This is a genomic window from Pseudomonas salicis, assembly GCF_057128705.1.
Genome location: NZ_JBSKHU010000008.1, coordinates 1 through 14,050, shown reverse-complemented (window position 1 = coordinate 14,050; position 14,050 = coordinate 1). Strand labels below are relative to the sequence as shown.

The 14,050-nt window shown below is 59.9% G+C and carries 9 protein-coding genes; 4 read left to right on the top strand and 5 right to left on the bottom strand.

Going from position 1 to position 14,050, the window contains the following annotated elements; translation table 11 throughout:
* Positions 1-113: 113 nt before the first annotated feature.
* Positions 114-527, top strand: a complete 414-nt coding sequence (locus tag ACWKWE_RS25810) for an SDR family NAD(P)-dependent oxidoreductase (protein WP_166598044.1) — start codon at positions 114-116, stop codon at positions 525-527.
* Between the two features lie 37 nt (positions 528-564).
* Here ACWKWE_RS25810 and ACWKWE_RS25805 read toward each other — a convergent pair whose 3' ends face one another.
* Together ACWKWE_RS25805 and ACWKWE_RS25800 are read right to left on the bottom strand one after the other, a co-directional pair.
* The gene (locus ACWKWE_RS25805) at positions 565-2,046 is read right to left on the bottom strand and encodes an MFS transporter (RefSeq protein WP_483852089.1); all 1,482 of its coding nucleotides are present in this window, start codon (positions 2,044-2,046) and stop codon (positions 565-567) included.
* A gap of 55 nt (positions 2,047-2,101) precedes the next feature.
* Positions 2,102-3,343, bottom strand: a complete 1,242-nt coding sequence (locus ACWKWE_RS25800) for a glutamine synthetase family protein (RefSeq protein ID WP_483852193.1) — start codon at positions 3,341-3,343, stop codon at positions 2,102-2,104.
* A gap of 311 nt (positions 3,344-3,654) precedes the next feature.
* Here ACWKWE_RS25800 and ACWKWE_RS25795 point away from each other — a divergent pair, with 311 nt between their 5' ends.
* Positions 3,655-6,774, top strand: a complete 3,120-nt coding sequence (locus ACWKWE_RS25795; RefSeq protein ID WP_483852088.1) for a glycosyltransferase — start codon at positions 3,655-3,657, stop codon at positions 6,772-6,774.
* Between the two features lie 30 nt (positions 6,775-6,804).
* Here ACWKWE_RS25795 and ACWKWE_RS25790 read toward each other — a convergent pair whose 3' ends face one another.
* Positions 6,805-7,818 (bottom strand): AraC family transcriptional regulator, encoded by a 1,014-nt coding sequence (locus ACWKWE_RS25790; RefSeq protein WP_341959001.1) that lies wholly within the window; start codon positions 7,816-7,818, stop codon positions 6,805-6,807.
* Positions 7,819-8,000: 182 nt separating this feature from the next.
* On the opposite strand from ACWKWE_RS25790, the gene ACWKWE_RS25785 reads away from it, so the two are divergent.
* Together ACWKWE_RS25785 and ACWKWE_RS25780 are read left to right on the top strand one after the other, a co-directional pair.
* A complete protein-coding gene (locus ACWKWE_RS25785) occupies positions 8,001-9,185 on the top strand; it encodes an acetyl-CoA C-acyltransferase family protein (protein WP_483852087.1) in 1,185 nt (394 codons plus the stop codon).
* A 12-nt stretch (positions 9,186-9,197) separates the two neighbouring features.
* The gene (locus ACWKWE_RS25780; RefSeq protein WP_483852086.1) at positions 9,198-10,049 is read left to right on the top strand and encodes a 3-hydroxybutyryl-CoA dehydrogenase; all 852 of its coding nucleotides are present in this window, start codon (positions 9,198-9,200) and stop codon (positions 10,047-10,049) included.
* Positions 10,050-10,124: 75 nt separating this feature from the next.
* Here ACWKWE_RS25780 and ACWKWE_RS25775 read toward each other — a convergent pair whose 3' ends face one another.
* A complete protein-coding gene (locus ACWKWE_RS25775) occupies positions 10,125-12,506 on the bottom strand; it encodes an efflux RND transporter permease subunit (protein WP_166598051.1) in 2,382 nt (793 codons plus the stop codon).
* A gap of 27 nt (positions 12,507-12,533) precedes the next feature.
* Entirely contained in the window at positions 12,534-13,631 is a 1,098-nt protein-coding gene (locus ACWKWE_RS25770) for a WD40/YVTN/BNR-like repeat-containing protein (RefSeq protein ID WP_483852085.1), read from the bottom strand.
* Positions 13,632-14,050: the final 419 nt, after the last annotated feature.

Below are 14,050 nucleotides of genomic sequence, written 5' to 3'. Positions count from 1 at the left end.
GGCCATTCGTGCAAGGCCGGAAAACACGTCTTTATTCGTGGCTTTTATGACCGGTGCACGATCGCGACAGGGCTTACCCTGACGCCTGATAACGTCAAGACAGCAGGTGCGGGATGTTCAGTCACAGAGGCACCGCCGTGATCACCGGCGTTTCGTCAGGCCCAAGCCTGGCATACGCGCGGCGCATGGCCGCTCAGGGATACGATCTGATTCTGGTCGCGACGGACCGTGATCGGCTGCAAACGGTGGCCAGACGGATCACCGATGTTTCCGGGCGTCTGGTGGAAGTGCTGGCGGGCGACCTTAGCCGTCGTGAAGATGCACAACGGATCGAGCGGCTGTTGGGCGCCGATGCCAGCATCACGCTGGTGGTGAACTATCGCACCCACCGAGCCTTGTTGCCGACGGCGCTGACACGCCATGTCAGCGCCGTGATCGAAGTGACGGGCAAGGCGCAATGCCCGCTGGACGACGCGACATGGAGCCTGTTCCTCATGCAATGGGAACGAAGCGGTCCCCTGCACTGAGCGCAACGTTCGAAACCGGGGACAGGCGGGATGGGCCTTACAACGGCCGATCCACGCCCACATCCCGCGAAGCATCATGAGCGGCATCTGGCTTGGCCGACTGAGGCTCGGTGCTGACGTCGCCGTCCACCACAGCCACCGGCCTCACAACGCCTTCGCCTGATGCCACCACCCGTTCCGGCTGTTCTTCGCTGCTGGGTTGCGGCTCCGCCGACTGTCCTGTCTGAGGCTCGGCAGCGTCGGGCGCCGGTTCCGTCGTGCTCTGCATCTGATCCTGAACCACCTGTTCGTCCACCCGTGGGTCGAGGGCCACCACCAGTGGCGAGCTGGACATGCTGTCCGGCATCGCGACGTGGTGCAGTGGCGCGTCGACGACCTGGTGCAGATTGGTGACGGCTTTCGGACGAATCCGCAGCGTCAGAATCAACGCGATGCAACAGACGAAGGCATAGAGCATGTTGCTGCCAAACTGCTTCATCAGCACGCCCGACACCAAGGGCCCAATACTGGCGCCCACGCCGTAGGTCATCAGCAGCATGGCCGTCAGCGACACCCTGCGTTCGCCTTCGACGTGGTCGTTGGAAAACGCCACCGCCAGCGGGTACAGCGCGAATTGCAGCAACGACGCCATGAAGCCCATCGCGAACACCGCTTCCAGCGGCAAGCCCGGAAAGACCGCCAGTGGCAACGCCGCCAGTACCAACAGACCGGCCACGCCGCGAATCAGCCAGGCGCGGTCATAGCGGTCCGACAGTTTGCCCAAGGGCCCTTGCACAAGAAGACCCGCGCCGATACACGTCGCCATGAACAGACCGACATGCTCGGTGCTCAGCCCCTGCTGCGCGGCATACAGCGGCGCCAGGCCGTAAAACGAACCGATGATCAGACCGGCGCTCAGCACCGTGGTGAGCGACTGCGGCACGCGGCGCATGAAGAACAGCGGTTCCAGGGGCGCAGGGCGCATCGGCGCCGGGTGAATGCTGCGGGTCATCGCCACCGGCACCAGGCAGAGCGTGAAGCACATCGCGACCAGCATCAGCAGCTCAGGTCCCAGTTGCGGGTGCACCACGAGAATCAGTTGACCAAGGACCAGCCCCAGGTACGACGCAATCATGTAGCCGCTGAACACCGTGCCGCGCTGTTTGGGCGAGGCTTGTTCGTTGAGCCAACTCTCGATGACCATGTACTGACACATCATGCCGAGGCCGACGATCATCCGCAGGAAAATCCAGGCCGGCAGGTAATTGATCAGCCCGTGGCCCAGAACGGCAGCGCCGACGATCCCCGCGCACGTCGCGTACGCGCGGATGTGTCCGACCCGCCCAATCAGCCGGTGACCGACCTTGCCGCCCAACGCCAGACCGACGTAGTTGGCGGCCATCAACGCACCGACCCACAGGCCATCGACCTGATCGGCAGCGAGACGCAAGGCAAGGTAGGTACTCAGAAGGCCCGAACCGATCAACATCATCAGTGAGGCAAAATACAGCGCTCGAAACGATTTCCAGATTTGGCGCATTGGCTTTCCAAAAACGAAAACCCTCCTCCAATGGAGGGTTTTCGAACCACGGTTCTTAAGCTTGAGAGGCTAAGACGCGGCGCTCCCAAGGGGTAATTTCGTTGAAGAAACTGGTCAACTCCAGGGTCTTCGACGCGATGTAGCCTTCGATGAATTCGGCGCCGAACAGTTCCTTGGCCAGAGCGCTGCGTTTCAGACGCTCCAATGCCGCATGCAAGGTACAGGGCAGCGAGAGATTGTCCGGTACGACGAATTCCCCCTGAATCGGCGCCGACGGCTGCAACCGTTGCTCGATCCCGTAGAGCCCGGCTGAAAGACTAGCTGCAATTGCGAGGTAGGGATTGGCGTCTGCACCGGGCAGACGATTTTCCACCCGACGAGCGACCGGTGCACTGGCCGGAATGCGCAACCCGGCCGCACGGTTGTCGTGGGACCAGCAAGCGTTGTTCGGGGAGGCGAAAGGATGACACAAACGCTGGTAGGAATTGACGTTCGGCGCAAATAAAGCGGTGAAATCCGCCATTGCCGCCTGCTGCCCGCCAATGAAGTGATGGAATGCCTCCGTCGGCTCCCCCTGCTCATCGCTGAAAATGTTCTGCCCGGTGACGCTGTTGACCACGCTCTGATGGATGTGCATCGAACTGCCTGGCGTATGGGCCAGCGGCTTGGCCATGCAGACCACGGTCAGGCCGTGCTTGAGCGCCACTTCCTTGAGCATGTGCTTGAACAGGAACGTCTGGTCCGCCAGCAATAAAGGATCGCCGTGCAGCAGATTGATCTCGAACTGGCTGACGCCCATTTCGTGCATGAAGGTGTCGCGAGGCAACCCCAGCGCAGCCATGCATTTATAGACTTCGCTGAAGAACGGGCGCAGGCCGTTGTTGGAGGTCACGCTGAACGCTGATTGCCCGTCCTCACGACGACCGTCCAGCCCCACCGGCGGCTTGAACGGCTGAGCGGGATCGCGGTTCGGCGCGAAGACAAAAAACTCCAGTTCGGTGGCCACGACCGGCGCCCAGCCGTGACGCGCATACCGTGCGATCACCGATTTGAGCTGACCCCGGGTGGACAGGTTGGACGGCTCGCCATCCAGCTCGTCGGCGTCGCAAATCGCCAATGCTCGCGGCTCATCGCTCCAGGGCAGGCGATGGATCTGTTGCTCGTCAGCGATCAGCGCCAGATCGCCATCGTCGCTGCCGTAGAACTTCGCCGCCGGGTAGCCGCCCATGATGCATTGCAGCAGCACGCCCCGGGCGAGTTGCAGGCGTCGCCCTTCGAGAAAGCCCTCTCCCGTCATCACTTTTCCACGCGGCACGCCGTTAAGGTCCGGGGTGACGCATTCAATTTCATCAATGCCCATCAATCGCTGCGCGAGTGAATTGTGGCCATCGCTCGACATGACTCAAATCCTTTTTGGCTGGCAGGCCGCGCGGTGTGGTGCGGCAGGCGTACAAAATAAACGTCGGTCGTTCAAAATATCAAGCATCGCAGTGTTCCTGAACTAACTGGCCGAAATATTGCTGCACCTTTGTTTTTTGCCGCCTATCCGCCACTTCTCTGACAGGCGGATCAGCCCGTCCGTCCTTTCTGATGATCATCGAGTACGCCGTGACTTTCGATAAAAAGACAGCCCATCCCTACTTCCTCTACGCCGGTGATTATCAAGAAACCAACAATGACAGCCGGGTGATGCACCTGTTGTGTCATGCGTTGAACCTCGCCGGGCTCAATGCGTACATCGCAGGAGGCACGGTGGTCTGTCCGAACCTGGACACCCCGTTGCTGACGGAAGAGATTCTGGAGGCGTGCAGTATTGAGCAGAAACTACCGATCGCGGTCTATCCCGGCTCGCTGCAAGGCAACCCATTGTCCAGCCGGGTTGTGGCGCGCTACATCCTCAACGCTTCGGATGATCTGATTGCCAAAGACGTCGGCACGGTCGATACCGACTTGGTGTTCTACCACAGCCACGACGTCAGTCACCGGGCGACCGAGCCGACGATCCTCACGCTGCCGCTGAACGATGACCTACACGTGACAGCGCCGGAACGTAATGAATTGGAGCGGTTTATCGCATTGACTTTGCAAGCGGCGCAGCGTCACCAAGGCCAGATGAACCTGCAGGTGTCTCGTTGGCTGGAAGACCGCAATCTGACCACCGTGCAACGTCGGCTGCTGGATCGACACCAAGCGGCACACGCTCAGTCAAGCGTGGGCGTCGTCATCCTGGATTCGACGGGAGCGGTCGATGCGCTCGGAAAGACGCTGAAAAGCGTGCTGCACTGGCAGGCCAGCTCTGCGACCAGCATTGGTGTTCATGTGCTCACGCCTCTAGAACCCGAAGGCCCGCTGCCTCTCGACGTGGAATGGGATCGCCTCGGCCCCTCCACAGCGCACCAGATCAACTCACTGATCGACAAGGTCGATCACCAGTGGCTCCTGCTGCTCAACGCTGGAGATGAGTTGATTGACAGTGGCATCTGCATGCTCGAACAGCGGTTGTCGAACTCGCAGGCTTGCATGCTGTACTGCGATGAAATTCAGTTCAGTAGCGGGCATGCAGGGCTGGTATTCAAACCCGACACCAATCTGGATTACCTCATCAGCTTGCCTGTGATCATGGCAACGCATTGGCTGTTTCGCCGCGACACGTTTCTGGCCGTGGGTGGACTAGACAGCCAACTGCCCCAAGCGCTGGAGTTCGATCTGATCCTGCGAATCATCGACGACCGGGGCCTGAGCTGCATCGAACACATCGCAGAACCGCTGGTGAGCTGTGAACCGCCAAAACTGAGCGCCAACCCGGATGAAGTCTTGGCCTTGGGTCGTCACCTCGACAGTCGGGGTTACCCCAATCATCAGGTCCGAGAGTATCCGCTGCGCCATTACCACATCCACTATGGTCACGCGACTCAGCCGCTGGTCTCCATCATTGTCCCGACCAAGGACCAACTGCCCTTCCTGCGTCGTTGCGTGGAAACGTTGCTGGAAAAGACCCGATACTTCAATTACGAGCTGCTCATCGTCGACAACGACAGCCAGACCGAAGAAGCCATTGCCTGGCTGAACGAGCTAGAGGCCATCGGCGGCGAGAAGATCCGTGTACTGCGCTATCCGTATCCGTTCAACTATTCGGCGATCAATAACTTCGCCGTCACCCACGCCAAGGGCGAGTACCTGGTCTTGCTCAACAACGACACGGCCATTCTCGACGGGGGGTGGCTGGACGCGCTGCTCAACCACGCCCAGCGCCCGGAGGTCGGGGTCGTCGGTGCGAAGCTGCTATTTCCAGACGGCCATATTCAGCATGCAGGTGTGGTCATCGGCCTTAATGGCCCGGCCGGGCACCCCTTTATCGGTCAGCCTGCCGCCACACCGGGTTACATGCAACGTGTGTTGGTCGACCAGAACTACAGCGCCGTCACGGCAGCTTGCCTGATGGTTCGTCGATCGATCTATGATGAAGTCGGCGGGCTTGACGAGGAACTGTTCAAAGTGTCCTACAACGACGTCGACCTGTGTCTGAAGGTCAGTGCACAGGGCTATCTGGTCGTCTGGACGCCTCACGCATTACTGCTGCACGAAGGCAGCGTTAGCCAGATCCATGTCGATCCCAATGCCTTTGCGGCGAAGATCAAGCGCTTCCGCTCCGAACAGCACGGCATGATGAGTAAATGGCTCCCCATCATGGCTAACGATCCTGCATACAGTCCTAACCTATCCCTCGAAGACACCGGCTTCAAGTTCGATGGGCGCACTGAATTCACCTGGCGGCCACTCAAAGGGCTGCCCATACCCACCGCACTGGCGGTCCCGGCCATCGCCTCCGCATCGGCCCAACGGCGCATCTCGCAACCGTTCGAAACCCTCAAAGCCGAAGGCCTGCTCGATGGCGTGGTCAGCGTACAGCTGCCCGGCGTGATAGACGTGGAGCGTTATCAGCCGGACACTATTGTCCTGCATCGGCGCCTTGATCCCCCACGTCTGGAGTCAATGCGCCAGCTCGCGTCCTATTCCAAATGCCTCAAGGTCCTGGACATCGATGGCCTGCCCAGCGACCTGGAATTGGCAGGGGCCGTTCAAAACGCTCAGCATTTGGTTGACCGCATTGTGGTGGCGACCCCCGCACTGGCGGAGATATTCGATCGCGATGCTCGCCCCGTATTGATTCTGCCCACGCGCCTGAGCCCTGAATGGGCGATGCCCTTGCCGGTGCGTCGGCCCAACCCACGACCGCGTATCGGCTGCTTCGTGAGTGGTGATCATCACTCGGACATCCCCTTGATCGAAGCGCTGATACGCCACCTCGACGTCGACTGGATTCTGCTGGGCAGTGGCCATGCGCGCCTCAACCACCTTGCCGTTGAAGTGCACAGCAATGCTCATTTCTGGGGAAATCGCGACGCGCTCACCGGATTGAATCTGGACCTGGCGTTGATCCCGCTGCGCGACACCCTGAGCAATCATTGCCGTGATCACAGCCTGCTACTGGAATACGGCGCCTGTGGCGTGCCGGTCATTTGTAGCGACGTGGACGGCTTTCGCGGCGAACTGCCGGTGATGCGCCTGAGCAATCAAGTGGCTGTATGGTCAGGGGCGATAGCAGAACACTTGCACGATGAAGGCGCCCGCATCGCACGGGGCGAACACCTGCGCAACGCGGTCCTGAGCGCTTGGGTTCAGGACGCTGCTTATCAGCAGGCGCTGCTCAAGGCGTGGTTGCCTTAGGCGACTGCACACCGCCAAGGGAAGCCGGATTCAGCCTTGGGCAGCCCGCCCTCGTCGGTAGCCGCCCGGGCTTTCCCCCGTCCATTTCTTGAACGCCCGGTGAAAGGCGCTGGGCTCTTGAAACCCCACCAGCGCTGCGATCTCAACCACGCTCATGTCGGTTTCGCGGAGTTTCTGCTGGGCGATACCCCGCCGCACGTCGTCCTTGATCCCCTGAAACGCGCAGCCTTCGCGTTCCAGCCGACGGCGGAACGTGGTGGGGCTCAGCTTCAGTTCAAGGGCCATTTCCAGCAACGTCGGCCAGTGGCCGTAATGGCTACCGCGCAAGCGCTGATAGACCTGCGCGGCGAGGCCCCGTTGATTGCGGAAGCGGATCACCAACCATTGGGGCGCCGTGCGCAGGAATGACTTGAGCGACGGCAGCGTCTGCACCACCGGCAGGCGCAGGTACTGGCTGGAAAATTCGACCTCGGTGCGCCCTTCACCGAAGCTCAGGTTGAAGCCCCACAACAGCGAATCGTCGCTCAGCCGTTCGCGGGTGTGGCGAAACTGCGCGCGGTCGATGGTGATACGACGACCGCCCAGCCAGCACAACAGGCTGATCATCAGCAGCAGAAACGTCTCTTCGCCAAACCGGCGCTTTTCAGGGTCAGTAGCGAGGTTGTCCAGTGCAATCACGGCCCGCTGACCGCGCACGATCAGGCTGCCCTTGAAGTCCCGCAGGAACAGCCCAAAGTTGGCCAGACATTGACGCAAAGCTTTCTCCAGGTTCGGCTCCTGGATCAAGCCCCGACAGATCAACGAGAAGCTGCCGAGCGGCATGCCGTGGGAATCCAGGGCGAAGAATTCATCGCGCAGCTCCTTGATCTGAATCAGCCACAGCGAGGCGAACGCACTGGCGGGCACACGGGCCGTCGGATCGTCAAGCAGCGCCCTGTCGATTCCGGCCCCCTCCAGCACCGATTGCAGGCGCAGAGGCTGGTCGCGCAAGGCATGCACCACCAGTTGGACGAAATAAATCGACACCGAATCCTTTTCCCGCATGAGCCGTGTTTCCTTTTGTCGTTATAAGCCACGGCGCTGATGGTAAAGAACGCCAGCCGATCTGGACAGTTTCGGCATAGGCCCGCCCCAAATGCCGATCTAGACTTGCCCGCAATGGGCACGTGGCCGAAATGCCGCCCGTCGTTGCCATCCCTTTCATTCAACGGGTTTCAGGAGTCGACATGAGCAATACCGAAGTTTTCGTCGTCAGCGCACTGCGTACCGCCATCGGTGGATTCGGCGGTTCCCTCAAGGACGTCTCGCCCATCGAACTGGGCACTCAGGTCAGCCGCGCAGCATTGACCTCCTCCGGCCTCGCAGCTGAACACATTGGGCATGTGGTCATGGGCCACGTGATCCCGACCGAAGTCCGCGATGCCTATCTGTCCCGCGTCATCGCACTGGAAGCCGGTCTGACCAAGGAAACCCCGGCCATGAACGTCAACCGCCTGTGCGGCTCGGGCTTGCAAGCGATCGTCTCCGCTGCGCAATCCGTGTTGCTGGGGGATGCCAACGCCGTGCTGGCCGGCGGCACCGAATCCATGAGCCGTGGCGCCTACATCATGCCGCAAGCCCGCTGGGGCGCGCGGATGGGCAACGTGCAGGCGTATGACTACATGCTCGGTGCGCTGCATGACCCGTTCGCCAACATTCACATGGGCATCACCGCCGAGAACATCGCCGAAAACTACGGCATCACCCGTGCCGATCAGGATGCCTTGGCGCTGACCAGCCAGCAACGCGCCGCCCGCGCGATCGCTGAAGGCCGCTTCGTAGGGCAGATCGTGCCCATCGAAATCGCCACCCGCAAAGGCACCGTCACCTTTGCACAGGACGAACACGTACGCGCCGACGTGACCGCCGAGCAACTGGAAAAGATGAAGACCGCGTTCAAGAAGGACGGCACGGTCACGGCGGGCAATGCTTCGGGCCTGAACGACGGTGCCGCCGCGCTGGTGATGGCCAACGGTGACACGGTGCGCGAGCACGGCCTCAAGCCGCTGGCGCGCCTGGTGGCCTATGCCCACGCGGGCGTCGAACCGTCGATGATGGGGCTGGGACCCATTCCTGCCAGCCGCAAGGTGCTGGAACGTGCGGGCCTGACGGTAGCCGATCTGGACGTCATCGAGTCCAACGAAGCGTTCGCCGCCCAGGCCTGCGCCGTGGCTCGCGAACTGGGTTTCGATCCGGAGAAGGTCAACCCGAACGGTTCCGGCATTTCCCTCGGTCACCCAGTGGGTGCGACCGGTGCGATCATCGCAACCAAGGCCATTCATGAACTGCACCGCATCGGCGGCCGCTATGCCTTGGTCACCATGTGCATCGGCGGCGGTCAGGGCATCGCCGTCATCTTCGAACGCGTGTAAGGGAGAGGCTGCATGACCCTGCATCACATCGCCGTGATCGGCGCAGGCACCATGGGCAACGGCATCGCGCAAGTCTGCGCGATTGCCGGGTTCGACGTGACCCTGCTGGACATCAATGACACTGCGCTGGAACGCGGCCTTGCCACAGTGCGCAAAAACCTGGAGCGTCAGGTCAACAAACAGACGCTGACGGTCGAGCTGGCGGAAGAGGCGCTGGGACGCATTCGCTGCATCACCGATTACGCGCAGTTGAATGAGCCGCAGGTGGTGATCGAAGCGGCCACCGAAAACCTCGACCTCAAACTGCGCCTGTTGAAACAGATCGCCGCGCACGTGGGGGCTGATTGCGTCATTGCCTCCAACACGTCGTCGCTGTCGATCACCCAGTTGGCGGCAAGCGTCGACAGTCCAGAGCGTTTCATCGGTCTGCACTTCTTCAATCCGGTGCCGATGATGGGCCTGATCGAAGTGATTCGTGGCCTGCAAACAGCCGATGAAACCCACGTCGTCGCGATCAAGCTGGCCGAGCGCCTGAACAAGACCGCCATTACCGCAGGCAACCGGCCTGGCTTCGTGGTCAACCGCATTCTTGTGCCGATGATCAATGAAGCGATCCTGGTGTTTCAGGAAGGGCTGGCGACAGCTCAAGACATCGACGACGGCATGCGTCTGGGTTGCAACCAGCCGATCGGGCCGTTGGCGCTGGCCGACCTGATCGGACTCGACACGTTGCTGGCCATCGTGGAGGCCTTCCATGAGGGCTTCAACGACAGCAAATACCGCCCTGCGCCGCTGCTCAAGGAAATGGTCGCGGCGGGGTATCTGGGTCGCAAGAGCGGGCGCGGGTTCTTCGTCTACAACTGACTGCTCACGCGATTCCCAAGACTCATAAAAAAACCGCAACCTTTTCAGGCTGCGGTTTTTTGTTTCAAGCGGCCATCAATGGGAGAACAACGAATTCCCCACTTTGCCCGCCATCTTCTCCGGCTTGATCAGGAACCGCGCCAGTGCAGGGAGCAACCACAACGCCCCGAACATGTTCCACAGCAGCATGAACGTCAGCATCAAGCCCATGTCCGCCTGAAACTTGATCGCAGAGAAAATCCACGTGCACACACCAATCGCCAGGCACAGACCGGTAAACAGCACAGCCTTACCTGTGGACTTCAACGTTTCGTAGTAGGCCTCTTGCAGCGGCAGACCCGCACGCAGGAAGCTTTCCAGACGACTGTAGATGTAAATGCCGTAATCGACGCCAATCCCGACGCCCAATGCCACCACCGGCAAGGTCGCGACCTTCACCCCGATGCCCATGAACGCCATCAGCGCGTTGCCCAGCACCGAGGTCAACACCAGCGGCAACACGATGCACAGCGTCGCGGCCCACGAGCGGAAGGTGATCATGCACATCACGGCGACGCAGATGTACACCAGAATCAGGATGGTCAACTCGGCCTGTTTGATCACCTCGTTGGTCGCCGCTTCGATCCCGGCATTGCCGGCCGCCAACAGGAATTCCAGCCCTTCCTTGTTGTTGGCCTTGGCGAAGTCCTGCACCGCGTGCACGGCCCGATCGAGCGTCTCGGCCTTGTGATCGTTGAGGAAGATCAACAGCGGCGCCAGTGAACAGGTGTTGTTGTACAGACCGTCAGCGCGAGAAATAGAGCTGTTGAGCACGTCCTTGTTGCGCGACAGCGACTCCCACTTCAGGTTGCCCTCGTTCATGCCCTTGATCACCTGCTTGGACACAGTGACCAGCGAGATCGCCGACTGCACGCCCGGCGTGTTCTCCATCTTCCACGACAGCTCATTGATGGCCGAAAGCGTCTGATAGGCCGAACAGCCTTCAGGCGGCGTCTTGACCATCACCACCAACACGTCAGAACTGGTGGAGTAATTGCTGATGATGAAATTGTTGTCCTGGTTGTAGCGGGAGTCAGGGCGCAATTCCGGCGCGCCCTGATCAAGGTCGCCGATCTTCAGGTTGTGGCCGTACCAGAGGCCTCCCGCCAGTGCCAGCAATGCCAATGTGACCGACACCTTAGCGACCTTGGGTGCCGCGAAGTTCGACAGCAGACGCCAGAAAGGGTGTTCACGAACGGCATGCTGTTTACTGCGCACAACGGCCTTTTTGCTGATCCCTGCGTAGGAAATGGCAACGGGGAGCAGGATCAGGTTAGTGAACACGATCACAGCGACACCAATGGACGCACCAATGGCCAGCTCGCGAATCACGCCAATATCGATGATCAACAGCGTGATGAAGCCCACGGCGTCCGCCAGAATCGCGATCATCCCCGGCAGGAACAGCTGGCGAAACGTGCGACGCGCGGCAGTCAGGGCGTTGTCGGCGTCGCTGGATTGCAGGGCAATGCCGTTGATCTTCTGCACCCCGTGGGAAATGCCGATGGCAAAGATCAGAAACGGTACGAGCATCGAGTAAGGATCGAGACCAAAGCCCACCACATGCATGAGCCCCAGTTGCCACACCACGGCGATCAACGTGGTGCTCAAGACAGCGATGGTGCTGCGCGTGCAGCGTGTGAACCACATCAAGAGCACGAGGGTGATCAGGAAGGCCACGCCGAAGAACATCACCACCATGATCAGGCCGTCGATCAGGTCGCCGACTTTCTTGGCAAACCCGACGATGTGAATATCGACGTTGGGGTTCTGCGCTTCGTATTTGTCGCGGATCTTCTCCTCCAACTGGTGGGAGAACAGCCGGTAATCCAGCGGCAGTAATTTGCCCTGATCCGCCGGGTCCGGGTAAAACTCCTGGAGAGGGACGTCGACGATGCTGGACTTGAAGTTGTTCGCCACCAATCGCCCGACTTGACCGGATTTGAGGACGTTATTGCGCAGCTTGTCGAGGCTGTCCTGGGAACCGTCATAGCTCTGGGGAATCACCTCGCCACCGGCGAAGCCCTCCTCTGTCACCTCGGTCCAGCGCACACTCGGGCTCCACAGCGACTTGAGCCCGGAACGGTCAACACCCGAAATGTAGAACACCTCATCGTTGATCTGCCGAAGGGTCTCCATGTACTCCTTGGTGAAGATATCGCCCTGTTTGGCTTCCACCGAAATCCGCACGGTGTTGCCCAGGTTCGCCAAGTCGTTGCGGTGCTCCATCATCTTCTGAATGAAAGGATGACCCAGCGGGATCATCTTCTCGAAACTGGTAGACGGCCGAACCAGAGTGGCCTGCCAGAACAGGAAAATACTGACCAGCAGACAAATGCCAATCACGGTCGGACGATTGTTGAAGATCAATTGTTCGAGAAAGGTCGGTTTGTCGTGTGGCTGTTGAAGATTTGTCATCGATAAGCGTCCTCGCCTGGTCAGTTCTTATTGTTGAGCGACATCAACGCCTGTCGGCGAGGTGACGTGAACGCCGCCCTGTCCTACCAGAATGAGATTGCCTTTGTCGTCCTCGGCCACACCGGCCAGTGAGAGACGGTCCGAGCGATTGGAAACGGTGAACGTCTCGCCGTCATCGGTGCTGCGCATGACACTCCCCCCGTTGCCGACCAGCACGATGGAGTTGTCCGGCAACAATGAAGCATTGGCGATGCTGAATTCCAAAGGCCCACGCTCCCCCTGCAGCGCGACCGGCTCCCAGTTGCTGCCGAAATCCGTGGAGCGGAACAGATTGCCGCGCAGGCCGTACGCCAGCAGCGTATTCGCTTGGGACGTACCCACTGCGCCGAACAACGAACCTTGATACGGGCCTTCGAGTTTTTCCCAGGTTTGACCGTCATCCGACGAGCGAAACATGCTGCCCATTTCGCCGACGATGAACAGACCTGCATCCTTTACGTAAGCGATGCCATTGAGATGATACTGGTCGTCGTTATCCAGCCGTTCGCCGATGTCATTCCAGTGCTGTCCGCCGTCGGTGGTCTCCAGCAGCGCGCCGTAGGCCCCCACGGCGATTCCAGTGCTGAGGTCCTTGAACCAGACGTCTAACAGCGGCGCCTCGCGCTTGAGGTCTTCGAATTGTTTGATCCAGGTGGCGCCGCCATCGCTGCTGGCGAGAATCTGCGCATCATGACCGACAGCCCAGCCATGCTGATCGTCGACGAAGTACACCGCTGTGAGCAATTGCCGGGTTGGCACTTTGGCTTGAGTCCAGGACTTGCCTTGATCATCGGAATAAAGAATGTGACCGCGGTCTCCCACCACCACAATTCGCTTACCGGCGTGAGTCACGTCCAACAGCAGACTGCGAGAGGCTTTGGCGGACTCCAGTGCGAAAACGGCCGTGTCGCTGGCGACAGGGGCAGCGGTCGGCGTGCTTTCAGCAGCCAGTGCCGTGCCGCAGAGGGCCATGGAGATGAGCAACAACACTACAGCGTTCAGAGGCCTGCTCGTGTGTAGCGTCCGGGAATCGTCATGACGTTGAATGACCGCGGACCGAGTGCGCCGAATGACTGGCTCACGCATGGAGCTTCCCCTTCCTTTATTTTTATTAGGTTCTCCGGAAGGTCATTTCAGTACTGCAAGCGCTCTAGCCTGCGTACGAGCCTTCCGAGGCGAACCCATCCTATCCAGCTTGGGAAACGTATGACAATCAACATGACGTTATCTTTTGTTAAGCAAAGGTCAGGTGATTGCAGCGTTATCACTGGGACTGATTGGGAACTCTAACCGCTGGAATAGGCTGTCGGGTGACATATCTAGCAACCTAGGTGGCCGATGGCCGTGACGGCTGGGATATGTGCAGCTGTGCGAGGCTCTCACAGTTCGGGCCAGGACTGGGCTTGGGTTATGCCCAGCATTTTTCCACGCGCAAAAACAAAACCCCATCTGCTTTCGCAAATGGGGTTCTGGAATTTAATCTTGACGATGACCTACTCTCACAT

Bases quoted from the DNA above. Each gene is read 5' to 3' on its own strand.
- ACWKWE_RS25810 (WP_166598044.1), top strand. From the start codon at position 114: ATGTTCAGTCACAGAGGCACCGCCGTGATCACCGGCGTTTCGTCAGGC.
- ACWKWE_RS25805 (WP_483852089.1), bottom strand. From the start codon at position 2,046: ATGCGCCAAATCTGGAAATCGTTTCGAGCGCTGTATTTTGCCTCACTG.
- ACWKWE_RS25800 (WP_483852193.1), bottom strand. From the start codon at position 3,343: ATGACGGGAGAGGGCTTTCTCGAAGGGCGACGCCTGCAACTCGCCCGG.
- ACWKWE_RS25790 (WP_341959001.1), bottom strand. From the start codon at position 7,818: ATGCGGGAAAAGGATTCGGTGTCGATTTATTTCGTCCAACTGGTGGTG.
- ACWKWE_RS25785 (WP_483852087.1), top strand. From the start codon at position 8,001: ATGAGCAATACCGAAGTTTTCGTCGTCAGCGCACTGCGTACCGCCATC.
- ACWKWE_RS25780 (WP_483852086.1), top strand. From the start codon at position 9,198: ATGACCCTGCATCACATCGCCGTGATCGGCGCAGGCACCATGGGCAAC.
- ACWKWE_RS25775 (WP_166598051.1), bottom strand. From the start codon at position 12,506: ATGACAAATCTTCAACAGCCACACGACAAACCGACCTTTCTCGAACAA.
- ACWKWE_RS25770 (WP_483852085.1), bottom strand. From the start codon at position 13,631: ATGCGTGAGCCAGTCATTCGGCGCACTCGGTCCGCGGTCATTCAACGT.